Raw genomic sequence first — 23,870 nt, 5'->3', positions numbered from 1 at the left:
GTCGGAGGGGGTTTTATGCTTATCCGTATGCGCCGCGTGCCCGCTCAGGGGCGGTCGTTGTCGCCCTCGTCGTAGACGTCGGCGTCCGCCCGGTCCTGCTTGGCCTGGACCTCCGGATCCAGCCCGGCGGCCTCGCCGCTGCCGTCCACGGAGCTCAGGGTCCCCCGGTCGGCGGGCTCGGTGGCCTCCGGGGGCTCGACGAGCCAGTCCGGGTTGGCCTGCTTGTCCCACCACTTCCACACGGCGACCGCGCCACCCACGAGCACGCCCAGGACCAGGAGCCGCTTGGCCGCGCGGCCCGCCCGGCAGCGGCGTCCGCGCCGGCGGGTGATCTTCTCCACGTCGTCGGCCGACACCTGGCCGCGCAGGGCGGCGAGGGCGGCCGTGCCGCGCGAGAGCGCCTCGTCCCGCACGGGCTCGGCGACGGCGCGGGCCCGGGCGGTGGCCTGGTCGACCTTGGGAGGCAGGGCGTCGCGTGCGTGCTCCAGGCGCGGCGCGAGGTGGGCGTGGTACTGCTCGCCCGCGGTCGTACGGGCGTGCCGGGCGGCCGATGACACCTTGGGCGCGAGCCGTACCCGGGTTTCGTGCGCGTAGTGCACGGCGGCGTCCTTGGCCGTGCCTGCATAGGGCGCCACCACTTCCGCGGCATGGCGCACGCTGTCCTTGGCGGTACTGGTCGCGGCGCGCACGCTGTCCTTGCGGGTCACGAGAACCTCCTCCTCGGTGGCGTATGGTTTGTCGCCTTTCCACCCAGTGGAAAATCATGCCTGCCGATGGGCGGTCCGGCATGTGCGAGCGGGCATCCGGGTCAAAGGGGAGCTTCGGTCGACAATGCCATGGTTCGCCGCCGCGCGCGGGGCTTTGGTGGCTACTCGTGCCAACCCGCCGTGCGAGGATCGGTAGCCGTCAGTGAACACTATGGAAGGTAGACCGTGGCCGAGCAGCTTTACGCCACCCTGAAGACCAACCAGGGCGACATCGAGATCCAGCTTCTCCCCAACCACGCGCCCAAGACGGTCAAGAACTTCGTCGAGCTCGCCAAGGGCGAGCGCGAGTGGGTGAACCCCGAGACCGGTGCCACGACGACGGACAAGCTGTACGACGGCACGGTCTTCCACCGCGTCATCGAAGGCTTCATGATCCAGGGCGGTGACCCGCTGGGCAACGGCACCGGCGGTCCCGGCTACAAGTTCGCGGACGAGTTCCACCCCGACCTGGCCTTCACCCAGCCGTACCTGCTGGCCATGGCCAACGCCGGCCCGGGCACCAACGGCTCGCAGTTCTTCATCACCGTCTCGCCGACCACCTGGCTGACCGGCAAGCACACCATCTTCGGCCAGGTCGTCGGCGAGGCGAGCAAGAAGGTCGTCGACGCCATCGCCACCGCCCAGACCAACCCGCGCACCGACCGTCCGGTGAACGACGTCGTCATCCAGTCGGTCGTCATCGAGACCCGCTGACACCCGTTCCACGGGAACCTGGCGCCCCGCCCGTCCGTATGACGGGCGGGGCCGTGGTGCGAACAGGGGCAACACCGGTCCGCGACAGGGGCAAGGGGAGAGCATGAACGACCAGGCCGTCCGCTGCTACCGGCACCCGGACCGCGAGACGGGCATTCGCTGCACGCGCTGCGACCGCCCGATCTGCCCCGAGTGCATGGTCAGCGCCTCGGTCGGCTTCCAGTGCCCGGACTGCGTGGCCGGCGCCTCCGGCGCTGGGCCCGCCCCGCAGGCGAGCGCCCCGCGCACGATCGCCGGCGGCACCCATGCGGAGGACCCCCGCCTGGTCACCAAGATCATCCTGGGGATCAATCTCGCCCTGTGGTTCGCGGTGCTGGCCACCGGCGACACTCTGGTGGATTCCCTCGAGCTGTTCGGCCGCGCGGCGCTCTCGGACTTCGGTCCGCTGGAGGGCGTCGCCGAGGGCCAGTGGTACCGGCTGCTGACGGCGGCGTTCCTGCACCAGGCGCCGATGCACATCGCCTTCAACATGCTCTCGCTGTGGTGGCTCGGCCCGCCGCTGGAGGCGGCCCTCGGGCGCGCCCGCTTCGTGGCGCTCTACCTGCTGTCCGGCCTCGGCGGCAGCGCCCTGACCTACCTGGTCGCCGCCCCGAACCAGCCCTCGCTGGGAGCCTCGGGCGCGATCTTCGGCCTGCTGGGCGCGACGGCCGTGCTGCTGCGGCGGCTGAAGTACGACATGCGCCCGGTCATCGCGCTGCTCGTGCTCAACCTGATCTTCACCTTCACCTGGAGCAACATCGCCTGGGAGGCCCACGTCGGCGGCCTGGTGGTGGGCACGGCGGTGGCCTACGGAATGGTGCACGCCCCCCGCGACAAGCGGGCGCTCGTCCAGCGCCTCACCTGCGCGGCGGCACTGCTGGCGATCGTGGTGACGGTCGGCGTGCGGACGCTCCAGCTCGGCTGAACGAGGGCCGGAGGGGCCCGGGCCGGGTGCCGTCGGGGGTGTCACCCACATCGGTGGCCGCACAGGTTGTCCACAACGAGTGCCGGATCTTGTGCATGGCGTGTGGGAACGGGTGTTCAGGTGTGTCCGTACCCCCGCTGAGCTGCGTTTCCCCTGGAAGGCGCCGGTGCGACCGTCGATACGCGGCGTCCGCGATCAGTCACACCGGCGTCAACGCCAGGGAAGTTATCCACAGATCTTCTGAGTTTTTCCCCACTGTGGACGAGGGTGTGGATAACTCCCCGGAAAACTCAGGGCAGAGCTTCGCCGGGGGTTTCCGGAAGGGGCGCTGCCGCCGCTACTTCCACTGGGTGGAGACGACGAAGCCCGCCGCGATGAAGCCGAAGCCCACCACGATGTTCCAGTTCTTCAGGGACTCCACCGGCATGTCGCCGCTCGTCACGTAGAAGACGACGATCCATGCCAGCCCGATCAGGAACATCGCCAGCATGAGCGGCGCCACCCAGCGACGACCGGTGGTGAGCCTGATGCTCTGCTGCTTCACCGGCGGCGGCGTGAAGTCGTCTTTCTTGCGGATCCGTGACTTCGGCACGAGGTAACTCTCCTGTCGATGCGCTGCGTGACCGCGCTGGGATACAAGGCTGGTCCGCCGGAGCGGGATGCGACGGGAGCGCTTCCTTCTCCCGGGCGTCCGTTAGCGTAGTGCTTCCGCGGCGTCGGAGAGGATAAGGGTACGTTGAGCCATTCTGCGGACTCCACCAGCGGGCCCGTCCGGCGCTTCCGTCCGGTACGGCTGCTGACCGGCGGTGTCTTCGCCCTGGCGGGCCTCATCTTCTGGATGAGTTTCAACACCGCCCAGGGCACCAACATCCGTACCGACGACTCCATGTTGCGCCTGTCCGACCTCATCCAGGAGCGCAGCCGCAAGAACGGCGCCCTCGAGGAGAGCGCCGCGACCGCCCGCGCCCAGGTCGACGCCCTCGCCCGGCGCGACAGCCGCGACACGGCGCAGGACAAGAAGCTCACCGCACTGGAGGACGCGGCCGGTACCCGCAAGACCACCGGCGCGGGCCTGACGGTCACCCTCACCGACGCCCCGCCCAACGCCACCGCCAAGATCCCCGGCGTCCCCCAGCCGCAGCCCAACGACCTCGTCATCCACCAGCAGGACCTCCAGGCCGTCGTCAACGCCCTGTGGCGGGGCGGCGCCAAGGGCATCCAGGTGATGGACCAGCGGCTGATCTCCACCAGCGCGGTGCGCTGCGTCGGCAACACCCTGATCCTCCAGGGCCGCGTCTACTCCCCGCCGTACAAGGTCACCGCCGTCGGCGACCGCGGCACGCTGCGCAAGGCGCTCGACACCTCCCCCGCGATCCAGAACTACCTGCAGTACGTGAACGCGTACGGCCTCGGCTGGAAAGTCGACCAGCACGACGCGGTGACACTTCCGGGCTACTCGGGCACAGTGGATCTCCACTACGCCAAGCCCATGGGATAGCGCCCGGGAAGGGGTCGGCCGGTGGGGTTACGACTGGTCGTACGGACGCTCAGCGAACTGTGCCTCACCATCGGCACATTGATCGTCCTGTTCGTGGTGTACGTCCTCTACTGGACCGGCGTCCGCGCCGACAGCGCCATGCGGGACGAGATCGACCGCCTCCAGGACCGCTGGGCCGCCGGAGCAGTCGCCGGCGCCCCCGCCCCGGACCGGGACCCGTCCCCCGGCCCCGCCGCCACCCCGTCCGACGGCCGGCCGGCACCGCCACCGGCGACGCCCCCCGCCCGCGGCGAGCAGGGCGAGGGCCGGGCCACCGCCCCGCCCGCGGAGGCCGGCCGGCAGGTCCCGCCCGCCGCGCCGGGCGCCTCCTACCGCCCGGGCGCCCCCTTCGCCGTCATGTACATCCCCCGCTTCGGCGCCGGCTGGGCCAAGCCCGTCCTCCACGGCACCGGAACCGAGCTGCTCAAGAAGGGCCTCGGCCACTACGAGCGCACCGCCGGGCTCGGGGAGAGCGGCAACTTCGCGGTCGCCGGCCACCGCCGCACCTACGGCGACCCCTTCAAGGACCTCCCGTCCCTGCGCCCCGGCGACGCGGTGATCCTCACCGACGGCACGACCTGGTTCACCTACCGCGTCGACACCCGCCCGTACCGGACGCTGCCCACCGACACCGGTGTGATCGACCCCGTGCCCGCCCGGTCCGGCTACCGCGAGCCCGGCCGCTACCTGACGCTGACGACCTGTGAACCGGAGTGGGGGCACAGCCACCGGCTCATCGTCTGGGCCCACCTCGAGGCGACCCGGCCCGCCACCGACGGCAGGCCCGCCGCTTTGTCCGGCTGACCCTCCTCCACGGGGTTCGGCCCCTTAGTCTGGTGCTGCAATCGACCATCGACTACGGTCCACCGACTACGTCATCGGCAAGTAGGGACACATGTACGTCTGGATCTGGCGTCATCTGCCGGGCAACGCATGGGTGAAGGCGCTGATCTCGCTGCTGCTCGTGCTGGCGATCGTCTACGCCCTCTTCCAGTACGTCTTCCCCTGGGCGGAACCGCTGCTGCCGTTCAATGACGTGACGGTCGACAACGGCCTGCCGGCCGGCAGTGCAACGACGGAATGGCGGTAACGCGGTGAGCGCGCGCATCCTGGTCGTGGACAACTACGACAGCTTCGTCTTCAACCTCGTCCAGTACCTCTACCAGCTCGGCGCCGAGTGCGAAGTGCGCCGCAACGACGAGGTCGAGCCGGCCCACGCCCAGGACGGCTTCGACGGCGTCCTGCTGTCCCCCGGCCCGGGCGCGCCCGAACAGGCCGGGGTCTGCATCGACATGGTGCGCCACTGCGCGAGGACGGGGGTGCCGGTCTTCGGGGTCTGCCTGGGCATGCAGTCGATGGCCGTCGCCTACGGCGGCGTCGTCGACCGCGCCCCCGAGCTGCTGCACGGCAAGACCTCGCCGGTGACCCACGAGGGCAAGGGCGTCTTCAACGGCCTGCCCTCGCCCTTCACGGCCACCCGCTACCACTCCCTGGCCGTCGAGCGGGACCACTGGCCGGACGAGCTGGAGATCACCGCCTGGACCGAGAACGGCATCGCCATGGGCCTGCGCCACCGCGACCTGCCCGTCGAGGGCGTGCAGTTCCACCCCGAGTCCGTGCTCACCGAGTTCGGGCACCGGATGCTCGCCAACTGGCTGGTCGCCTGCGGCGACATGGGGGCGGTGGAACGCTCGGCCGGGCTCGCACCGGTGGTGGGCAAGGGCGGGGCGTGACCGCACTCCGGCCCGAGCAGGACCCCCTCCTGGCCGCGCGGCCGACGTCCTACGGCACGGGGTACGTCTCCCAGCCCCTGCCGCCGGAGGACGACGCGACGATCACCTTGCGCCGTGTGGAGCCCGCGCCGCCGGTGGTCACCGGGGGGCGTGCCGAGCGGCGCAAGGCCGCCCAGCGCGCCGCGCGCGCCCGCAAGGACAGCGTCGGCGTGATCGTGAGCCGGCTCGTCGGCGAGCTGTTCATCACCCTGGGCCTCGTCATGCTGCTGTTCGTCGCCTACCAGCTGTGGTGGACGAACGTCATCGCCCAGCGGCAGGCGGGCGGCGCCGCCAGTCATCTGCAGAACAGCTGGGAGAAGGGCGGCGGCCCCGACCGGGACGCGGGGGCGTTCTCGCCGGGCCAGGGCTTCGCGATCATCTACATCCCCCGCCTGGACGTGAAGGCCCCCATCGCCCAGGGCATCAACAAGCACAAGGTGCTCGACCGGGGCATGGTGGGGCACTACGAGGGCGACGGGCCCGGCGCGCTCAAGACCGCGATGCCCTGGGACAAGCAGGGCAACTTCGCGCTGGCCGGGCATCGCAACACCCACGGCGAACCGTTCCGCTACGTCAACCAGCTGAAGCCCGGCGACAAGATCGTCGTGGAGACGAAGAGCGCCTTCTACACCTATGAGATGACCAGCCGACTGGACCAGACGTCGCCCGCGAACGTCCGGGTCATCGACCCCGTGCCCGCCGGATCGGGCTTCACCAGGCCCGGCCGCTACATCACGCTGACCACCTGCACCCCGGAGTTCACCAGTACCTACCGCATGATCGTGTGGGGCAAGATGGTCGACGAGCGGCCCCGGACCGAGGGTAAGCCGGACGCTCTCGTCAACTGAGACACGCGAGAACAGCGAAGCGGGGTACGAACGTCTGTGGCACGGACTGACCGCGTACGGGGGCGGATCGCCGCCACCGTCGGCGTCATCGGCGAGCTGCTGATCACCGCAGGCGTGATCATGGCCCTCTTCGTCGTCTACTCCCTGTGGTGGACGAACGTCCTGGCCGACCGCGAGGCCAAGAAGCAGGGCAACCAGGTGCGCGACCACTGGGCGAGGTCCACGGGCCCCGGCGCCCTGGACACCAAGGACGGCATCGGCTTCCTGCACGTACCGGCCATGCGCAACGGCGAGGTGCTGGTCAAGGCCGGCACCGGCGGCAAGGTCCTCAACGAGGGCGTCGCCGGCTACTACCGCGAGCCCGTGAAGTCGGGCATGCCCTGGGACAAGCAGGGCAACTTCACGCTGGCCGCGCACCGCGACGGGCACGGCGCGAAGTTCCACAACATCGACAAGATCAGGACCGGTGACCCGGTCGTCTTCGAGACGCGCGACACCTGGTACGTCTACAAGGTCTACGCCGACCTGAAGCAGACCTCCCGCTTCAACGTCGACGTCATCGACCCGGTGCCCAAGGATTCGGGGAAGACGGCCCCTGGCCGCTTCCTGACCCTGACCACGTGCACGCCCGTCTACACCTCCGACTACCGCTACGTCGTCTGGGCCGAGCTGGAGCGCACCGAGAAGGTCGACGCCAAGCGCACCCCGCCCAAGGAACTGCGCTGACGGCCCGTAGGGCACACAGCACGAAGCCCCGGCCCCCCAGAGGGGTTGCCGGGGCTCCGGTGCGTTCAACGGGCGTCCACGGGCCCGTAACGGTCCCGTAGGGCCACTCGTCAGTGCCGGCCGCCGGTCAGGCCGCCGAAGAGGCCGCCGATGTCCTGGCCGCCCGTCTGACCGCCGGTCTGGCCCGCGGGGCCGCCGCTGGCGCCGCCGGGACCGGCCACCGTGGTGAGGTTGACCGGGGTGTCCTTGGGCACCTGGGCGTTGGCCGCCGGGTCGGTGACCAGCACGATGGCGTTGTCGTCCTGCGGGCCGGTGATGTTGCCGACCTTCAGGCCCGCGTCCGTCAGCGCCTTCCTGGCGTCCTTGAGCTTCTGGTTGACCACGCCGGGCACGGTCGACTTCTGCGCCCCGCCCTTCGAGACGAAGAGGGTCACCGTGGAGCCCTGGCGCGCCGAGGTGTTGCCGTCCGGGCTCTGCCGCACGACCGTGCCGGCCGGCTTGTCGGAGTTCTCCTCGTCCTCCTTGACGACCTGGAAGCCGTTGTCGGAGAGCTGCTTCTTCGCGGCGTCGAACATCTGGCCGACGACGGAGGGGACCGTCTTGGTCGCGGCCTGGGCGGCGACCGTGAGGGTGATCTCCGTGCCCTTCTCGGCCTTCTCCCCGCTCTTGGGGTCCTGGTCGAGAACGGTGTTAGGGGTCCGCTCGGACTCCTTCTGCTTCTGCCGGACGGTGAAGCCCTTGCCCTCGAGCGTGGCCTTCGCCTCGTCGAAGGAGGCGCCGAGCACGTCCGGCACCGAGACCTTCTCCGCGCCCTGGGAGACGACGACCTTGACCTCGCTGTCGCGCTCCACCTTGGAGCCCGCCTTGGGGTTCTGGTCGCAGATCTTGCCCTTGGGCTGGTCGCAGAACTTCTTCTCGCCCTCGGCGACCTTGAAGCCGCCGTTCTCGCCCGACCGCTGAGCCTCCGCCAGCGTCTGGCCGACCAGCGGCGGCACCGTCACCTGGGAGTTGTTGCCGCCGCCGCTGAAGAGCGACTTGCCGATGAAGATCGCGCCGACGAGCACCAGAACGCCCGCCACCACCAGCAGGATGGTGGAGAGGTTGCTCTTCTTGCCGCCACCGCCGCGGTGTCCGCCGCCGGAGCCGTCGTCGTAACCGCCGTAGCCGCCGCCGTCGGCGACGGGCGGCATCATCGAGGTCTGCCCGGGCGCGCCCACGTGGTCCTGCGGCCGCAGCATGGTGGTGGGCTGGTCCTCGGTGCCGTAGCCCACGACACCCATGGAGGCGGTCGCCGCCACGGGCTGGCCCTCCAGGGCCGCCTCGATGTCGGCGCGCATCTCGTCGGCCGACTGGTAGCGGTAGTCCGGGTCCTTGGTCAGCGCCTTGAGGACGATGGCGTCCATCTCGGGCGTGATCTCGGGGTCGTGGATGCTCGGCGGGTTCGGCTCCTCCCGCACGTGCTGGTAGGCCACGGCCACCGGCGAGTCGCCCACGAAGGGCGGACGGACCGTCAGCAGCTCGTAGAGCAGGCAGCCCGTGGAGTAGAGGTCGGAACGCGCGTCGACCTGCTCGCCCTTGGCCTGCTCGGGCGAGAGGTACTGGGCGGTGCCGATGACCGCGGCCGTCTGAGTCATCGTCATGCCGGAGTCGCCCATCGCGCGGGCGATGCCGAAGTCCATGACCTTGACCTGACCGGTGCGGGTCAGCATCACGTTGGCCGGCTTGATGTCACGGTGGACGATGCCGGCCCGGTGGGAGTACTCCAGCGCCTGCAGGACGCCGATGGTCATCTCCAGCGACCGCTCGGGCAGCAGCTTGCGGCCGGAGTGCAGCAGCTCGCGCAGGGTGGACCCGTCGACGTACTCCATGACGATGTACGGGATCGAGACCCCGTCCACGTAGTCCTCGCCGGTGTCGTACACGGCGACGATCGACGGGTGGTTGAGCGAGGCGGCCGACTGGGCCTCACGGCGGAACCGGGCCTGGAAGGACGGGTCGCGGGCGAGGTCCACCCGCAACGTCTTCACGGCGACGGTGCGGCCGAGCCGGGTGTCGTGGGCGAGGTAGACCTCGGCCATGCCACCGCGACCGAGCACCGAGCCCAGCTCGTACCGGCCGCCGAGGCGACGCGGCTCTTCCATAGCTCCAGCCCTTCCGTTTCCTGACCGCACCTACGTCACGTCCGGCGGTGTGCTGTCCGGCATACCGTACCCGGCACGCAGGGCAGCTTCCGGGCGCGACGGCCACCCGATATACGACCGGTACCGACGAAAGCAGTGATCGGCTGCGGAGGGTGAGCCGGATCACTTCTCCGTCTTGAGCACCGCTTCCATCACGCTCTTCGCGATGGGCGCCGCGAGCTTGCCACCGGCGATGTCGTCACGGACCGTCTCCGAGCCCTCGATGACGACGGCGACGGCGACCGGCGAGCCGTCGCCGGTCTTCGCGTAGGACAGGAACCACGCGTAGGGGTTGCCGCTGTTGTCGACACCGTGCTGAGCGGTACCGGTCTTGCCACCCACCTTGACGCCATTGATCTGAGCGGCGGTTCCGGTGCCCTTCTCGACGACCGTCTCCATGATGCTCTGCAGCTTCCGCGCGTTGTCGGCGGAGATCGGCTGGCTCATTTCCTTCGGCGTGTGGTGCTCGATCACGTTCAGGTTCGGCGCGCGCAGCTTGTCGACCATGTACGGCTCCATGAGCTTGCCGTTGTTGGCGACCGCGGCGGCGACCATGGCCATCTGCAGCGGGGTGGCGCGGTTGGAGGCCTGGCCGATGCCGGCCATGGCGTTCTGCGGCCGGTTGTCCTTGGGGTAGACGCTGGGCACGGCGCGCACGGGCGTGTCGACCGGCTTGTTGAAGCCGAACTTCTCCGCCGTCTCCATCATCTTCTTGTTGCCGAGGTCGGCGCTGATCTTGCCGAAGACGGTGTTGCACGAGTACTGCAGGGCCACCCGCAGGGAGGCTTCCTTGCAGGGGATGTTGCCCTCGTTCTCCAGCGCGACACGGGTGTCGGGCAGGATCCACGGCAGCGGCGAGTCGGTCTTGGAGTCGACGTCCTTGTAGAGGCCGTTCTCCAGCGCCGCGGCGGCGGTGACGACCTTGAAGGTGGAGCCCGGCGGGTAGGTCTGCTTCAGCGCCCGGTTGAGCATCGGCTGGCTCTTGTCGGCCTGCAGCTCCTTCCACGCCTTGTCGTCCTGGGCCCCGGCGATGCGCGAGGGGTCGTACGAGGGCGTGGAGGCCAGGGCGAGGATCTTGCCGGTGCGCGGGTCGATGGCGGCGACGGCGCCCTTCTTGTCCCCGAGGCCCTTGAAGGCGGCCTCCTGGGCCTTGGTGTTGAGGGTGGTGATCACGTCACCGCCCTTCTTGCCCTTGCCGGTGATCATGTCGACGGTCCGGTTGAAGAACAGCCGGTCGTCGTCGCCCGTCAGGACCTTGTCCTCGAGCTTCTCGATCTGGTTGGCGTCGAACACCTGCGAGCTGTAGCCCGTGACCGGAGCCCACATCTCGCCGTTCTTGTAGGTGCGCTTGTACTTGAAGTCGATGCCACCGGTCTCCTGGGAGCCGGTGACGGCCTGGCCGTCGACGATGATGTTGCCCCGCGGCTGGCTGTAGCGGGCGATCGTGACGCGGCGGTTGTGCTTGTTGGCCTTGAGCTCGTCGGCCTGGACGAACTGGATCCAGTTGTCGCGGATCATCAGTGCCAGGACGAGCAGGCCGCAGAAGATGGCGATCCGGCGCACGGGCTTGTTCACGGGCGGACCACCTGGGTCATCTCGGCGTCGGGGGAGGGAGCGGGGGCGGGCGCGGGGCGGCGCGCGGTGTCGCTGATCTTGATGAGCACGGCGATGAGCGCCCAGTTGGCGATGACCGAGGAACCACCCTGCGCCATGAACGGCATGGTCATACCGGTCAGCGGGATGAGGCCCATGACACCGCCGGCGACCACGAAGACCTGGATGGCGAAGGCGCCGGACAGGCCGGTGGCGAGCAGCTTGCCGAACGGGTCGCGGGCGGCCAGCGCGGTGCGTACGCCGCGCTCCACGATCAGGCCGTAGACCAGGAGTATGGCCATGACGCCGGCCAGGCCCAGCTCCTCGCCGACCGTGGCCAGGATGAAGTCGGAGTTGGCGGCGAAGCCGATGAGGTCCGAGTGGCCCTGGCCCCAGCCGGTGCCGAACACGCCGCCGGAGCCGAAGGCCATCAGCGCCTGCGCGATCTGGTCGGAGCTGCCGTCCTTGAACGCGTCGAAGGGGTGCAGCCAGGCGTCGACGCGCTGCTGGACGTGGTGCTCGAAGGTCGACACGGCGACCGCGCCGACGGCCGACATCAGCAGACCGAAGACGATCCAGCTGGTGCGCTCGGTCGCGACGTAGAGCATCACGACGAACATGCCGAAGAACAGCAGCGAGGTGCCGAGGTCGGTCTCGAAGACCAGGATCAGGATGGAGAACGCCCAGACCGCCAGGATCGGGCCGAGGTCACGGCCGCGCGGCAGGTACAGGCCCATGAAGCGGCGGCTGGCCAGGGCCAGGGCGTCACGTTTCACCATCAGATAGCCGGCGAAGAAGATCGCCAGGACGATCTTGGAGAACTCGCCCGGCTGGATCGAGCCCAGACCCGGGATGGTGATCCAGATGCGGGCGCCGAACTTCGCGGGGAAGAACATCGGGGCCACCAGCAGGATCAGCGCCACCACCATGGAGATGTAGGTGTAGCGCTGGAGGATGCGGTGGTCCTTCAGCAGGATCAGCACCGCCACGAACAGCGCGATGCCCAGTGCCGAGAACAGCAGCTGGTTCGTCGCGCTGGCGGTGAAGAACTTACGGGCCTGAAGGCGCGGCGACTGGTCGAGCCGCCAGATGATGACCAGGCCGATGCCGTTGAGGAACGTGGCCAGCGGCAGCAGCAGCGGGTCGGCGTACGGGGCGAACTTCCGCACCACCAGATGACCGACGCCCGCCAGCAGGCCGAGCCCGATGCCGTAGCCGAGCATGCCCGTGGGCATCTCGCCGTCCAGGGCCAGGCCGACGTTGGCGTAGGCGAAGCAGGAGATGAGCACGGCGAAGCCCAGCAGGGCGAGCTCGGTGTTGCGCCTGCTCGGCGGGCCCGCACTGCTGATCGTCGTATTGGTGGTGTTCGGCATGGGTGGAATCGCTGACATGGCGTCGTGGCCCCTTACGGCTTTACTGCTGAGCGCTGCTGCACTGCGGGACCAACTTCTGCTCTTCCTCGCTGAGGGTGGGGCCCGGAGCCGGGGTCGGCGAGGCCTGGGCGGCGCCCGCGCGGGCCTCCGCCGAGTCCTTGGCGGGATCCTTGGCCGTGCCGCCGGTCCGGTCGGTGTTCTGCTTCTCGCTCTCGCGCTGCTGCTGCTCGGCCTTGCGCCGCTCGTCTTCCTTCTTGCAGGCGCCGGCGAGCGTGCCGAGTTCCCTGGCCTTCTGCAGGGCCTGGTCCCGGCTGCCGACCGCGATCGTGTCCACGACACGGCTGCGCTGGTCGACGGGGAGGTACTTGAGTTCGATCTCGGGGTGGTCCTTGTACAGCTTGCTCAGGCTCACCCACGCCAGGTCCTGGTTGATGCCCTGGTAGACGGCCACGTGGTCGTTGTCCTTGGCGCCCACGTAGTACTGCGTCTGGGTCCACTGGTAGCCGCCGTACAGGCCGCCGCCGATGACACCGAGCGCGAGCGCGATGATCAGCGACCGCTTGAGCCACTTGCCCTTGCGGCGCGGCTTGACGAAGTCCTCGTCCGTGAACGGGCCGAACGCGCCGTCCGGCATCCCGCCCATGCCCGGCTCGCCGCTGCCGGGCGGCCCGAAGCCGCCGTGCGGGCCGTCCTGCGACGGTACGGGCCGGTGGGCGCGGGCGTGCTCGGCGGCACGGCCGGCCGGGGTCTGCATGGCGCCGTCGTCGCCCAGCTGCAGCTGGTTCTCGGCGACCGCGCCGACGACCACGGGCGTGTCGTTGAGCTGTCCGGCGAGCGTGTCACCGCCGTCGACGTCGAGGACGTCGGCGACGATGCAGGTGATGTTGTCCGGGCCGCCGCCGCGCAGGGCGAGCTGGATGAGCTCCTGAACCGTCTCGTGCGGCCCCTGGTAGCTGGCGAGCGCCTCTTCCATCGTCTGGTGGCTGACGACACCGGAGAGCCCGTCGGAGCAGATCAGATAGCGGTCGCCGGCCCGCACCTCGCGGATCGACAGGTCCGGCTCCACGTGGTCGCCGCTGCCCAGCGCGCGCATCAGCAGGGAGCGCTGCGGGTGGGTGGTGGCCTCTTCCTCGGTGATGCGGCCCTCGTCGACCAGGCGCTGCACCCAGGTGTGGTCCTGGGTGATCTGCGTGAGGACGCCGTCGCGCAGCAGGTACGCGCGCGAGTCGCCGACGTGCACCAGGCCCAGGCGCTGCCCGGTCCACAGCAGCGCGGTGAGCGTGGTGCCCATGCCCTCGAGCTGCGGGTCCTCCTCGACCATGACGCGCAGCTGCTCGTTGGCCCGCTGCACGGCACTGCCGAGGGAGGTGAGGATGTCGGAGCCCGGGACGTCGTCGTCGAGCGTGACCAGAGTGGAGATCACCTCGGAGGAGGCGACCTCACCGGCGGCCTGGCCGCCCATGCCGTCGGCGATGGCGAGCAGCCGGGGGCCGGCATAACCGGAATCCTCGTTGCCCTCCCGGATCATGCCCTTGTGCGATCCGGCGGCGAAACGCAGAGACAGACTCATGCGCACCTCGCCCGTCGGCTCCGGGTACAGCCCCTTCCCAGCCACGCTGCCCACCCTCCGGTCGTCATGGGTCCTACTACTTCCGCAGCTCGATGACGGTCTTGCCGATACGGATCGGCGCGCCGAGCGGGATCGGGGTCGGAGTGGTCAGCCGGGTGCGGTCGAGATACGTGCCGTTGGTCGACCCGAGGTCCTCGACGATCCACTGGCCGTCGCGGTCGGGATAGATCCTGGCATGCCTGCTGGAGGCGTAGTCGTCGTCCAGCACGATCGTCGAGTCGTGCGCGCGACCGAGGGAGATCGTCTGGCCCTGCAGGGCGACGGTGGTGCCGGTGAGGGTTCCTTCGGAGACCACCAGCTTGGTGGGCGCGCCACGGCGGCCGCGGTCGGCACGGCGGCCGCCGGCCTGCTGCTGGCGCTGCTGCGGCGGCGCGGTCTGCTGCTGCTGTTGCTGCTGCGCGCGCTGCGGCCGTCCGCCGTCACCGCCGCGACGGGATCCGCGCTGTGTGACGCGGGTCCCGAACAGATCGCTGCGGATGACCTGTACGGCCACGATGACGAACAGCCACAGTACGGCGAGGAAACCCAACCGCATGACCGTGAGGGTCAGCTCTGACATTGCCCCCGCTTCACCCTTCGGCTTGCCGATAAACGATGGTGGTGCTGCCCACGACGATGCGCGAGCCGTCGCGGAGCGTAGCGCGCGTGGTGTGCTGTCCGTCCACCACGATGCCGTTGGTCGACCCCAGGTCCTGGACCGTCGCGGGGGTGCCGACCCGGATTTCGCAGTGCCGGCGGGAGACGCCGGGGTCGTCGATGCGTACGTCCGCTTCGGTGCTGCGGCCCAGCACCAGGGTGGGCCGCGAGATCTGGTGACGGGTGCCGTTGATCTCGATCCAGCGGCGCGTCTGCGTCCCCGGTACGGCGCCGGGCCCCGGACCGCCACTGCGCGGCTGGGGGCGGGCGCCGGGCGGCGGGGACGTGGGCATGGGCGGCGGGCCGGCGGGCTGCGCCGGGTAGCCGGCGCCGTTGGTGACGGCTCCGCCCGAGGTGCGCGGCCCGGCCTGCGGCCGGCCGTGCGGGTCCTGCGACTCGCTGGAGGCGAGGGTGCGGCTGCGCACCCGGTACAGACCGGTGTCGAGATCGTCGGCCTTCTCCAGGTGGACCTTGATGGTCCCCATGAAGGTGTACCGCTGCTGTTTGGCGTAGTCGCGGACCATGCCGGACAGCTCGTCGCCGAGCTGGCCCGAGTACGGGCTGAGCCGCTCGAAGTCAGGTGCGCTCAGTTCGACGATGAAGTCGTTCGGGACGACGGTGCGGTCACGGTTCCAGATCGTGGCGTTGTTGTCGCACTCCCGCTGGAGTGCGCCCGCGATCTCGACAGGCTGCACCTCGGACTTGAACACCTTGGCGAAGGTGCCGTTCACGAGACCCTCGAGTCGCTGCTCGAAGCGCTTCAGTACTCCCACGGGGCACCTCCTTCCCTCAGTGACGTCTCTGATGCTCAGTGTCGTTCCTGATACTGCTTACTGATCGTATCCACGCGTCGGGAAAACGGCTGGTTCCCCTTCGGCGCCAGGAGTGACGAGTGTCGCCTTCGCGCGCCCGCCTACGGGGGATCGTAGAGGCGGCCTGACGCCAGTGTCCCGCAACCGGAGCCCTCCTCGCGGCCCCCCGGGCCACGGGCGGTCGGCAACGCGTGTGAAGGCACCCTCCGGAGCGTGCTAATGTTCTGCATGTCGAAAGGCGAACGGACACGAACCGGGCGGAAACGCCGGGCAAAGGTCCAGAAACCGGAAGACGCACCCATGCGCGGGTGGCGGAATAGGCAGACGCGCTGGATTCAGGTTCCAGTGCCCGAAAGGGCGTGGGGGTTCAACTCCCCCCTCGCGCACCATCGCTCCCCAGGTCTTCGGACCTGGGGAGCTTTGTTTTTCCCCGGTGCTTTCCCCGCGGCTTTTTCCCGGCCGTTCTCTCCGGCCTCCTTCCGCGCTGCCGGCCCGTTGTCCATCGCCGGTTTCGCGGGCGTGTTCCGCGTGCCGCGTCCCGCGCCGTTCGCGCTGTGAGATGCGGCACCCACACCTCCTGTGCGCCCGGGGACGCGACGGTACGGTCAGGGGCAGTTGACGCCCGCGCGAGGCCGCGCCGTGGTGAAGGGGAGGTGGCGCCGCGATGTCGCGACTGCCGTACGTACCGGGATTCGCTCGGCCGGTGGCCGGGGGTGAGAGCCGCAGGGCCGGCAAGGCCGCCGGGAAGGCGCTGCGGGAGCGGGTGCCCAGGTCCGCGCACGCGGACTGGAAGCCCGGGGCCGGGCGTCCCGGCGCGGTGGAGTCGGTCGAGGCCGCCAACGCCGGCCGGCTGTCCGAGCTGACGCCGATCCGCGTCGGCCGCATGGCCGCCTCCCCCTTCGCCTTCCTGCGCGGCTCGGCCGGGCTGATGGGCTACGACCTGGCGGACTCGCCCGTCACCGGCGTGGGCGCCCAGCTCTGCGGCGACGCGCACGCCGCCAACTTCGGGCTGTACGGCGACGCCCGCGGCGAACTGGTCATCGACCTGAACGACTTCGACGAGACCCTCCACGGACCGTGGGAGTGGGACGTGAAGCGGCTCGCCGCCTCGCTGGTGCTGGCCGGCCGGGAGGCGGGGGCGGACGAGCCCGGCTGCCGGGCCGCGGCGCGGGACGCGGTGGGCGCCTACCGGCACACGATGCGACTGCTGGCCCGCATGCCGGCGACCGCGGCGTGGAACGCCATCGCGGATGAGGAACTCGTCTCCCACGCCGACGCCCACCAGCTGATGGGCACGCTGGAGCGGGTCGCGGAGAAGGCCCGGCGGAACACGAGCGCGCGCTTCGCGGCGAAGGCCACCGAGCGGGACGGCCGGGGCGGGCGGCGGTTCGTGGACGCCCCGCCCGTGCTGCGCCGGGTGCCCGAGCGGGAGGCGGCGGCGGTGGCGTCCTCGCTCGGCGAGTACGTGGGCACGCTGCCGGTGGATCTGCTGCCGCTGCTGGCCCGGCACGAGATACAGGACGTGGCGTTCCGGGTGGTGGGGACGGGCAGCGTGGGGCTGCGGTCCTATGTGGTGCTGCTGCTCGACCACCGGGGCGAGGCGCTGGTGCTGCAGGTGAAGGAGGCGCGGCCCTCGGTCCTGCTGCCGTACGCGCAGAAGGCGGGCTTCCCCGCGGGGACCGCCGGGCACGAGGGGCGGCGCGTGGTGCTCGGGCAGAAGTCGATGCAGGTTGTCAGCGATGTGCTGCTGGGCTGGACGACGGTCGAGGGGCGGCCGTACCAGGTGCGGCAGTTCCGCAACCGCAAGGGGAGCGTGGACCCGGCGGCCCTGGCTCCCGGCGAGATCGACGACTACGCGCGGATGACGGGGGCGCTGCTGGCCCGGGCGCACGCGCACAGCGCGGATCCTCTGGTGATAGCCGGCTACTGCGGCAAGGGGGACGAGCTGGACGAGGCCGTCGCCTCCTTCGCCATGGCCTACGCGGACCGTACGGAGGCGGACCACGCGGAGCTGGTCGCGGCGGTGCGCGGCGGGCGGCTGGCGGCGGAGACGGGAGTGTAGGACGGGGGTGTGCCGCTCTGGGCGGATCCGTCCCGCGGGAGGGGATCCGCCCTGGTCGGAAGGGCCGCGTCGGAAGGGCCGGAATTCGCCTCTCCGGTGATCGAGGAGCGTGCTCCGGCCCGTCGGCCCACCTCGTACGCTGGGCGGGTGACGAATGCGGAAGCCGAACAGAGCCAGGCCGAGGATCCCGCCGCCGAGCGGCTCGCGCAGGCCGTGCGGACGGCAGAGCAGGCGCTGATCGAGTTCGAGATCGCGGTGGAGACCTTCCGGGTGGAGGTCGAGAACTTCTCCCGGCTGCACCACCAGCGCCTCGGCCCGATGTACGCCCGACTCGACGAGCTGGAGGCGCTGATCGCGGAGGCGGTCGCGGCGCGCTCGGGCGACGCCGAGGACCTGCGGCGGGCCCGGGAGGCCCGGGGGCTGGTGCAGCCGATGCCGGAGGTGGAGCAGCTGTTCGGCGGCTGGATGGACAGCGAGGGCCTCTCGCCCGAGGCGTCCGCGATGCTGACCGAGCGGCCGGTGCAGCCGCCCAAGCGGGTGCGGCCCAGCGACGAGGCCCGGCGCGCGTTCCGTGAGCTGGTCCGCAAGGCCCATCCCGACCTGGCGCTGGACGAGGCCGACCGGCAGCGGCGCGAGGCCTTCATCGTGCGGGTGAACGCCGCGTACGGCGACGGCAACGAGGTGCTGCTGCGGGAGCTGGCCGAGGAGTGGGCGGCCGGTCCGCTGCCCGCGCAGCGGCGCCCGAGCCGCGGCGAGGAGCTCTACGAACGGCTGGAGTGGCTGGCCGCGCGCAAGGAGCTGCTGGCGGCGGTGGCGGCGGAGCTGGAGTCGTCCGCGATCGGCGCGATGATCAAAATGGCGCCGGACGACCCGGACGGGCTGCTGGCGGAGATCGCCGACGGGCTCGTGGCGCAGATCGCCGAGCGGGAGGCCCGGCTGGCCTCGCTGGTCGGGTAGCGTCGGGGGCATGTTTGGTTCCGGTGTTCCCACGGTCGCTGTCGACGCTCTCTCGTCCGATGATTTCCTGCTGGACGTCCGCGAGGACGACGAGTGGCAGGCAGGGCACGCCGAGGGTGCGCTGCACATCCCGATGAGCGACTTCGTGGCGCGCTTCGGTGATCTGACGGAGAAGGCCCCCGAGGGCGGCCGGATCAACGTCATCTGCCGCTCCGGCGGCCGTTCGGCGCAGGTCACCGCGTATCTGGTGCAGCAGGGCCTGGACGCGGCGAACGTGGCCGGCGGCATGCAGGACTGGGCCGCCGCGGGCCGCCCGGTCGTGGCGGCGGACGGCGCCGTCGGCGCGGTCATCTAGCGAGCGGGCAGCCGGCCCGGCCGGCTGTTCGGCGGCCGGGGGCTTCACTCGTTCGTCCCGGCCTCAGCCGAGCGGGTGGGCGGCCAGCAGGTCGCCCAGGGCCTCCTCGTGGGCGGCGGCCGGGCCCAGCGAGAGCTCCAGCTGCTTGGCCCAGGCGTGGTAGCGGTGCAGGGCGTAGTCGGTGTCCGCGCCGAAGCCGCCGTGCAGATGCTGTGCGGTCTGGACGATCCTGCGCACCCCTTCCGAGGCCCAGATCTTGGCGACGGCGATGTCGGCGGCGGCCGGGAGCGCGCCGGGCGCGCCGGACTCGATCCGCCACGCGGCCTGCCAGAGGGCGGCCTCCATCGCCTGGAGATCGATGTAGCGGTCGGCCGCCTGGACCGCGACCGCCTGGAACGTGGCGATGGGATGGCCGAACTGCTCGCGCTTGCTCGCGTACGCACTGGTCATCCGGGCCGCGGCCGTGCCGACGCCGAGCGCCAGGGCGCAGGTGCCGGTCGTCAGGACGCCGCGCAGCCACTCCCAGGCGCCGTCCGCGCTGATGACGTCCTCGCCGTCGACGCGCACGGAGTCCAGGCTGATCTCGGCATAGCGCTCGCCGTTGGTGGAGACCTGGTCGGTGAGGGAGATGCCGGGCAGGCCGGGGGACATCAGGGCCAGCACGGTGCGGCCCGTGGCGGTGTGGGCGGGAAGCAGGACGCGGTCGGCGCTGCGGGCCCAGGGGACGGCGGTCTGGACGCCGTCGAGGAGCCAGTGCCCGTCGCTGTCGGAGCGGGCGGTGACGGCCAGTTCGGCCGCGTCATGGCCGGTGCGGCCGCTGGAGGCCACGGTGACGACGAGCTCGCCCCGGCCGATCAGGGGCAGCAGCCGGTGCGCGGCGGGCGAGCCGTAGGTGCGCAGGGCCAGGGCGGCCGCGCCCGTCTCCAGGAGCGGGACGCGGGCCAGGACCTTGCCGGCCTCGCGCAGCAGCAGGCACAGGGCGATCGGCCCGAGCCCCGCGCCGCCGTGCTCGGCCGGCAGCGGCAGGCTCAGCAGATCGGCGTCGGCGAGCCGGCGCCACAGGGCGCGGTCGATGTCCTCGGCGACGGCACCCGGGACCAGGGCGGGGCTGGGTACTCCGTCGGGAGCGACCCCGGCCAGCACGGCTTGGGCCGCCTCGACCACGGCCCGCTGTTCCTCGGTGAAGGTGAAGTCCACTGCGCCCCGCTCCTCTCGCCCGCCGTGCCGGCCCGGCTCTATGGATCTGACGGTCCGTCAAGTCGAGGTCAAGGTAGGGCAGGCGCCCGGAATTGGGAACAGGCTCAGCGGTCGAAGTCCAGCTCCACCTTCTCCGTGACCGGATGCGACTGGCAGGCCAGCACATACCCGGCGTCCAGCTCCTCCTGCTCCAGCGCGAAGTTGCGGTCCATGCGCACCTCGCCCGAGACCAGATAGGCCCGGCACGTCCCGCACACCCCGCCCTTGCAGGCGTACGGCGCGTCGGCCCGGTTGCGCAGCACGGTCTCCAGCAGCGACTCCCCGTCCCGCACCGGCCAGCTGCCGCCCCGTCCGTCCAGCTTCGCGGTCACCGTGCTGTGCTCGGGCGCCGGAGCCACCGCCGTGGGCGCCTGGGCGCCGGGCGGGGCCTCCTCCACATGGAAGATCTCCTGGTGGATCCGGTCCCGGGCGACCCCGAGCCCGCGCAGCGCCCGCTCGGCACCCCGCACCAGCCCGAAGGGCCCGCACAGGAACCAGCCGTCGACCGCTTCCACCGGCACCAGTGCCGGCAGCAGCCGGGCCAGCCGTTCCTCGTCCAGCCGCCCGGAGGCGGGACCGGCCTGCTGCTCCTCGCGGGAGAGGGTCTGTATGAGCTGGAACCGGTCCGGATAGCGGTCCTTGAGGTCGGCGACCTCGTCCAGGAACATCGTCGAGGCGGTGGTGCGATCGCTGCGGATCAGGCAGAACCGTGCCTGGGGCTCGCGCGCCAGCAGGGTCGAGACGATGGACAGCACGGGAGTGATGCCGCTGCCTCCGACGATGGCGGCGAAGTGCCCCGGGCGGGGCTCCAGCACGAACCGTCCGGCCGGTGCCATCACCTCCACGGTGTCCCCCGTGGCCAGCTCCTTGAGCGCGTAGGTGGAGAACACCCCGCCGTCCACCAGCCGCACCGCCACCCGTAGCGTCCCCGGCCCGTCCGGGCCCGGGGCCTGTCCGCAGATGGAGTACGTACGGCGTATCTCGGCGCCGCCCGCGGTGCGGCGCAGGGCGAGGTGCTGGCCCGGTGCGTGGCGGAAGGTCTCGCGCAGCTCGGCGGGCACCGCGAGGGTCACGGCGACCGAGTCGTCGGTGAGCGGTTCGACGGCTGCCACCCGCAGCGGGTGGAAGGCGCCATGGCGGGCCGCTGCCATCACAACTCCTTGAAGTGGTCGAACGGTTCGCGGCAGGCCTCGCAGCGGCGCAGTGCCTTGCAGGCGGTGGAGGAGAAGCGGCTCAGCAGCGTGGTGTCGGTGGAACCGCAGTGGGGGCAGCGGATGCCCAGGCCGACCATGACCGGACCGGATGCGCCGGCCGGCCCCGGCGGCGCTATGCCGAACTCCTCCAGCTTGCGCCGCCCTTCGGCGGTGATGTCGTCCGTGGACCAGGCCGGGGCGAGGACCGTGCGCACCTCGACCTCGGGGATGCCGCGCTCGCGCAGCACCCGCTCGATGTCCGCCGACATCGTCTCTATCGCGGGGCAGCCGGTGTAGGTGGGGGTGAGCTCCACCTCCACATGGCCGGGGGCGGTGACGTGCAGGGCGCGCAGCACGCCCAGCTCCGCCAGGGTCAGGACCGGCAGCTCGGGGTCGGGGACGGCTCCGGCCAGGGCCCGGAGTTCCTCTTCGAGGGGGGTGGGTGCGCTCACCATGTCGCCCCCGGGTGGCTGCGGTGCAGATGCTGCATTTCGGCGAGCATCCGGCCGAACGGCTCGGTGTGGATGCCCTGCCGGCCCGCGCCCGCCGTCCACGCGCCCGCCTGAGGACCGACGGGGAGGGTCAGGGTGGCCTGCTCGACGACGCCCGTCACCCCGGTCAGCCAGCCGTCGCGCAGCGCGGTCCAGTCCACGGGCACGCCCTCGACCGGCTCGAACAGCTCGCCCGTGAACCGCCACAGGGCGTCCAGGCCGTGCTGCATCCGGGCGTGGCTCTCCTGCGTTCCGTCGCCGAGCCGTAGGATCCAGTGCTCGGCGTGGTCGCGGTGGTAGGCGACCTCCTTGACGGCCTTCGCCGCCAGGGGGGCCAGCGGTCCGTCCGTGGCGGCCAGCTCCGCGTACAGCAGGTGCTGGTAGACGGAGAAGTACAGCTGCCGGGCCATGGTGTGGGCGAAGTCGCCGTTGGGCTGCTCGACGAGCTGGACGTTGCGGAAGGCGCGCTCCTCGCGGAGGAAGGCCAGCTCGTCCTCGTCGCCGACGAGGGAGAGCAGGGTGCGGGCCTGGCCGAGCAGATCGAGGGCGATGTTGGCGAGGGCGACGTCCTCCTCGAGCACGGGCGCGTGCCCGGCCCACTCGCCGAGCCGGTGGGAAAGGACCAGCGCGTCGTCGCCGAGAGCCAGTGCGGCGGTCACAGGTGCCGCACCCCCTCGGGGATGTCGTAGAAGGTGGGGTGCCGGTAGGGCTTGTCGGCGGCGGGCTCGAAGAAGGGGTCCTTCTCGTCGGGCGAGGAGGCGGTGACCGCGGTGGAGGGCACCACCCAGATCGAGACGCCCTCGGAGCGCCGGGTGTAGAGATCGCGGGCGTTGCGCAGCGCCATCTCCGCGTCCGGTGCGTGCAGGCTGCCGGCGTGGGTGTGCGACAGGCCCCGCCTGCTGCGCACGAACACCTCCCACAGCGGCCAGTCGGTGCCGGTCATGCCTTCGCCTCCCCATGCCTGGCCGCGTAAGCGGCGGCTGCCTCGCGCACCCAGGCGCCTTCCTCGTGCGCCTGCCGGCGCACGCTGATCCGCTGGTCGTTGCAGGGGCCGTTGCCCCGGAGCACCTCGTGGAACTCGTCCCAGTCGATGGCGCCGAAGTCGTGGTGTCCGCGCTCCTCGTTCCACCGCAGGTCCGGGTCGGGGAGCGTGAGCCCCAGCGACTCGGCCTGGGGGACGCATATGTCGACGAAGCGCTGGCGCAGCTCGTCGTTGGAGTGGCGCTTGATCTTCCAGGCCATGGACTGGGCGGAGTGCGCCGATTCGTCGTCGGGCGGGCCGAACATCATCAGGGAGGGCCACCACCAGCGGTCCACCGCGTCCTGGGCCATGGCGTGCTGGGCCTCGGTGCCCCTGCTCAGGGCCTGCAGCAGTTCATAGCCCTGGCGCTGGTGGAAGGACTCCTCCTTGCAGATGCGGACCATGGCGCGGGCGTAGGGCCCGTAGGAGCAGCGGCACAGCGGGACCTGGTTGGTGATGGCCGCGCCGTCCACGAGCCAGCCGATGGCACCTACGTCCGCCCAGGTCAGCGTGGGGTAGTTGAAGATCGAGGAGTAGCGCTGGCGGCCCGCGTGCAGCTTGTCGAGCAGCTCTTCGCGGCTCGTGCCGAGGGTCTCGGCGGCGCTGTAGAGGTACAGGCCGTGGCCCGCCTCGTCCTGGACCTTGGCCATGAGGATCGCCTTGCGCCGCAGCGAGGGCGCCCGAGTGATCCAGTTGGCCTCGGGCTGCATGCCGATGATCTCGGAGTGGGCGTGCTGGGCGATCTGGCGGACCAGGGTGGCGCGGTAGGCGTCGGGCATCCAGTCGCGTGGCTCGATGCGCTCGTCGGCGGCCACGGCGGCTTCGAACACCGCCTCGGGTGTCCTTGCCTCCGGCGCAATCGTCGTCATGCCGTGCCCCCTCGCTTCTCCCGTATCTCCCTACCGACCGATCGTTCGGTTCAATGGTGGATCGGGGCCCGGGGCCTGTCAACCCTGTGGATAACCCGGGGGCGCTGTGCCGCGTGGGGCGGCGTCGGTACCGTTCGGGTGCACGCCGGGGCGCC

Annotated in this window: 24 protein-coding genes, 1 tRNA gene and 1 pseudogene; 12 read left to right on the top strand and 14 right to left on the bottom strand. The window is 71.0% G+C overall.

Annotated elements, in window-relative coordinates; all coding sequences use genetic code 11:
- Window positions 1-44: 44 nt before the first annotated feature.
- Window positions 45-707, bottom strand: coding sequence for a DUF5324 family protein (locus AB0G59_RS13340; RefSeq protein ID WP_360911048.1), 663 nt, complete (start codon window positions 705-707; stop codon window positions 45-47).
- Between the two features lie 225 nt (window positions 708-932).
- Between AB0G59_RS13340 and AB0G59_RS13335 the strand changes: the two genes are divergently transcribed.
- Window positions 933-1,460 carry a peptidylprolyl isomerase gene (locus AB0G59_RS13335; RefSeq protein WP_360911045.1) on the top strand — a complete coding sequence of 176 codons (528 nt, stop codon included), beginning with the start codon at window positions 933-935 and terminating at the stop codon, window positions 1,458-1,460.
- 103 nt (window positions 1,461-1,563) lie between these two features.
- On the top strand, window positions 1,564-2,424 hold the full coding sequence (locus tag AB0G59_RS13330; protein ID WP_360911043.1) for a rhomboid family intramembrane serine protease: 861 nt from the start codon (window positions 1,564-1,566) through the stop codon (window positions 2,422-2,424).
- Between the two features lie 337 nt (window positions 2,425-2,761).
- On the opposite strand, the gene crgA is transcribed toward AB0G59_RS13330, so the two are convergent.
- A complete protein-coding gene (crgA, locus tag AB0G59_RS13325; RefSeq protein ID WP_360911042.1) occupies window positions 2,762-3,016 on the bottom strand; it encodes a cell division protein CrgA in 255 nt (84 codons plus the stop codon).
- Window positions 3,017-3,160: 144 nt separating this feature from the next.
- On the opposite strand from crgA, the gene AB0G59_RS13320 reads away from it, so the two are divergent.
- The 6 genes and pseudogenes from AB0G59_RS13320 (at window position 3,161) to AB0G59_RS13295 (ending at window position 7,307) form a co-directional block, all read left to right on the top strand.
- Window positions 3,161-3,922 (top strand): DUF881 domain-containing protein, encoded by a 762-nt coding sequence (locus AB0G59_RS13320; protein WP_360911040.1) that lies wholly within the window; start codon window positions 3,161-3,163, stop codon window positions 3,920-3,922.
- A 21-nt stretch (window positions 3,923-3,943) separates the two neighbouring features.
- Window positions 3,944-4,765 carry a class E sortase gene (locus AB0G59_RS13315; RefSeq protein WP_360911038.1) on the top strand — a complete coding sequence of 274 codons (822 nt, stop codon included), beginning with the start codon at window positions 3,944-3,946 and terminating at the stop codon, window positions 4,763-4,765.
- 91 nt (window positions 4,766-4,856) lie between these two features.
- Window positions 4,857-5,051 (top strand): hypothetical protein, encoded by a 195-nt coding sequence (locus AB0G59_RS13310; protein ID WP_071963675.1) that lies wholly within the window; start codon window positions 4,857-4,859, stop codon window positions 5,049-5,051.
- Window positions 5,052-5,055: 4 nt separating this feature from the next.
- Window positions 5,056-5,694, top strand: a complete 639-nt coding sequence (locus AB0G59_RS13305; RefSeq protein ID WP_360911036.1) for an aminodeoxychorismate/anthranilate synthase component II — start codon at window positions 5,056-5,058, stop codon at window positions 5,692-5,694.
- A 170-nt stretch (window positions 5,695-5,864) separates the two neighbouring features.
- Window positions 5,865-6,581, top strand: a pseudogene (locus tag AB0G59_RS13300) (class E sortase); the annotation flags it as partial.
- A 36-nt stretch (window positions 6,582-6,617) separates the two neighbouring features.
- Window positions 6,618-7,307 carry a class E sortase gene (locus tag AB0G59_RS13295; protein ID WP_360911034.1) on the top strand — a complete coding sequence of 230 codons (690 nt, stop codon included), beginning with the start codon at window positions 6,618-6,620 and terminating at the stop codon, window positions 7,305-7,307.
- A 110-nt stretch (window positions 7,308-7,417) separates the two neighbouring features.
- Here AB0G59_RS13295 and pknB read toward each other — a convergent pair whose 3' ends face one another.
- From pknB to AB0G59_RS13265, 6 genes are all read right to left on the bottom strand, one after another.
- Window positions 7,418-9,448: a Stk1 family PASTA domain-containing Ser/Thr kinase gene (gene pknB / locus AB0G59_RS13290; RefSeq protein ID WP_360911032.1), complete on the bottom strand. Its 2,031-nt coding sequence runs from the start codon at window positions 9,446-9,448 to the stop codon at window positions 7,418-7,420.
- A gap of 162 nt (window positions 9,449-9,610) precedes the next feature.
- Window positions 9,611-11,062 (bottom strand): penicillin-binding transpeptidase domain-containing protein, encoded by a 1,452-nt coding sequence (locus AB0G59_RS13285; protein ID WP_071963678.1) that lies wholly within the window; start codon window positions 11,060-11,062, stop codon window positions 9,611-9,613.
- A complete protein-coding gene (locus tag AB0G59_RS13280) occupies window positions 11,059-12,453 on the bottom strand; it encodes an FtsW/RodA/SpoVE family cell cycle protein (RefSeq protein ID WP_360911256.1) in 1,395 nt (464 codons plus the stop codon). The genes AB0G59_RS13285 and AB0G59_RS13280 overlap by 4 nt, the downstream gene beginning before the upstream one ends.
- A gap of 40 nt (window positions 12,454-12,493) precedes the next feature.
- A complete protein-coding gene (locus AB0G59_RS13275) occupies window positions 12,494-14,023 on the bottom strand; it encodes a Stp1/IreP family PP2C-type Ser/Thr phosphatase (RefSeq protein WP_360911030.1) in 1,530 nt (509 codons plus the stop codon).
- Between the two features lie 76 nt (window positions 14,024-14,099).
- The gene (locus AB0G59_RS13270) at window positions 14,100-14,642 is read right to left on the bottom strand and encodes an FHA domain-containing protein (protein WP_360911028.1); all 543 of its coding nucleotides are present in this window, start codon (window positions 14,640-14,642) and stop codon (window positions 14,100-14,102) included.
- Window positions 14,643-14,652: 10 nt separating this feature from the next.
- Window positions 14,653-15,492, bottom strand: a complete 840-nt coding sequence (locus AB0G59_RS13265; RefSeq protein WP_360911026.1) for a DUF3662 and FHA domain-containing protein — start codon at window positions 15,490-15,492, stop codon at window positions 14,653-14,655.
- 341 nt (window positions 15,493-15,833) lie between these two features.
- Between AB0G59_RS13265 and AB0G59_RS13260 the strand changes: the two genes are divergently transcribed.
- From AB0G59_RS13260 to AB0G59_RS13245, 4 genes are all read left to right on the top strand, one after another.
- A tRNA-Leu gene (locus AB0G59_RS13260) sits at window positions 15,834-15,920 on the top strand.
- 275 nt (window positions 15,921-16,195) lie between these two features.
- Window positions 16,196-17,593 carry a DUF2252 domain-containing protein gene (locus AB0G59_RS13255; RefSeq protein ID WP_360911024.1) on the top strand — a complete coding sequence of 466 codons (1,398 nt, stop codon included), beginning with the start codon at window positions 16,196-16,198 and terminating at the stop codon, window positions 17,591-17,593.
- A 147-nt stretch (window positions 17,594-17,740) separates the two neighbouring features.
- Entirely contained in the window at window positions 17,741-18,550 is an 810-nt protein-coding gene (locus AB0G59_RS13250) for a hypothetical protein (RefSeq protein WP_360911022.1), read from the top strand.
- A 10-nt stretch (window positions 18,551-18,560) separates the two neighbouring features.
- Entirely contained in the window at window positions 18,561-18,905 is a 345-nt protein-coding gene (locus AB0G59_RS13245) for a rhodanese-like domain-containing protein (protein ID WP_360911020.1), read from the top strand.
- A gap of 63 nt (window positions 18,906-18,968) precedes the next feature.
- On the opposite strand, the gene AB0G59_RS13240 is transcribed toward AB0G59_RS13245, so the two are convergent.
- The 6 genes from AB0G59_RS13240 to paaA form a co-directional block, all read right to left on the bottom strand.
- Window positions 18,969-20,102 carry an acyl-CoA dehydrogenase family protein gene (locus AB0G59_RS13240; protein ID WP_360911018.1) on the bottom strand — a complete coding sequence of 378 codons (1,134 nt, stop codon included), beginning with the start codon at window positions 20,100-20,102 and terminating at the stop codon, window positions 18,969-18,971.
- A gap of 104 nt (window positions 20,103-20,206) precedes the next feature.
- Window positions 20,207-21,292 (bottom strand): 1,2-phenylacetyl-CoA epoxidase subunit PaaE, encoded by a 1,086-nt coding sequence (gene paaE, locus AB0G59_RS13235; protein WP_360911016.1) that lies wholly within the window; start codon window positions 21,290-21,292, stop codon window positions 20,207-20,209.
- Entirely contained in the window at window positions 21,292-21,789 is a 498-nt protein-coding gene (gene paaD, locus AB0G59_RS13230) for a 1,2-phenylacetyl-CoA epoxidase subunit PaaD (RefSeq protein ID WP_360911014.1), read from the bottom strand. Before paaD ends, paaE begins: the two co-directional genes overlap by 1 nt.
- The gene (gene paaC, locus AB0G59_RS13225) at window positions 21,783-22,484 is read right to left on the bottom strand and encodes a 1,2-phenylacetyl-CoA epoxidase subunit PaaC (protein ID WP_360911012.1); all 702 of its coding nucleotides are present in this window, start codon (window positions 22,482-22,484) and stop codon (window positions 21,783-21,785) included. The genes paaD and paaC overlap by 7 nt, the downstream gene beginning before the upstream one ends.
- Window positions 22,481-22,768 carry a 1,2-phenylacetyl-CoA epoxidase subunit PaaB gene (gene paaB, locus AB0G59_RS13220; protein ID WP_071963689.1) on the bottom strand — a complete coding sequence of 96 codons (288 nt, stop codon included), beginning with the start codon at window positions 22,766-22,768 and terminating at the stop codon, window positions 22,481-22,483. Before paaB ends, paaC begins: the two co-directional genes overlap by 4 nt.
- Complete coding sequence (paaA, locus tag AB0G59_RS13215; RefSeq protein WP_360911010.1) at window positions 22,765-23,715, bottom strand: 1,2-phenylacetyl-CoA epoxidase subunit PaaA; 951 nt, start codon at window positions 23,713-23,715, stop codon at window positions 22,765-22,767. The genes paaB and paaA overlap by 4 nt, the downstream gene beginning before the upstream one ends.
- Window positions 23,716-23,870 lie beyond the last annotated feature (155 nt).

The sequence above is a fragment of the Streptomyces sp. NPDC021096 genome, assembly GCF_040641275.1.
Taxonomy (GTDB): Bacteria; Actinomycetota; Actinomycetes; order Streptomycetales; family Streptomycetaceae; genus Streptomyces.
This window is presented reverse-complemented; position numbering and strand designations above follow the sequence as displayed.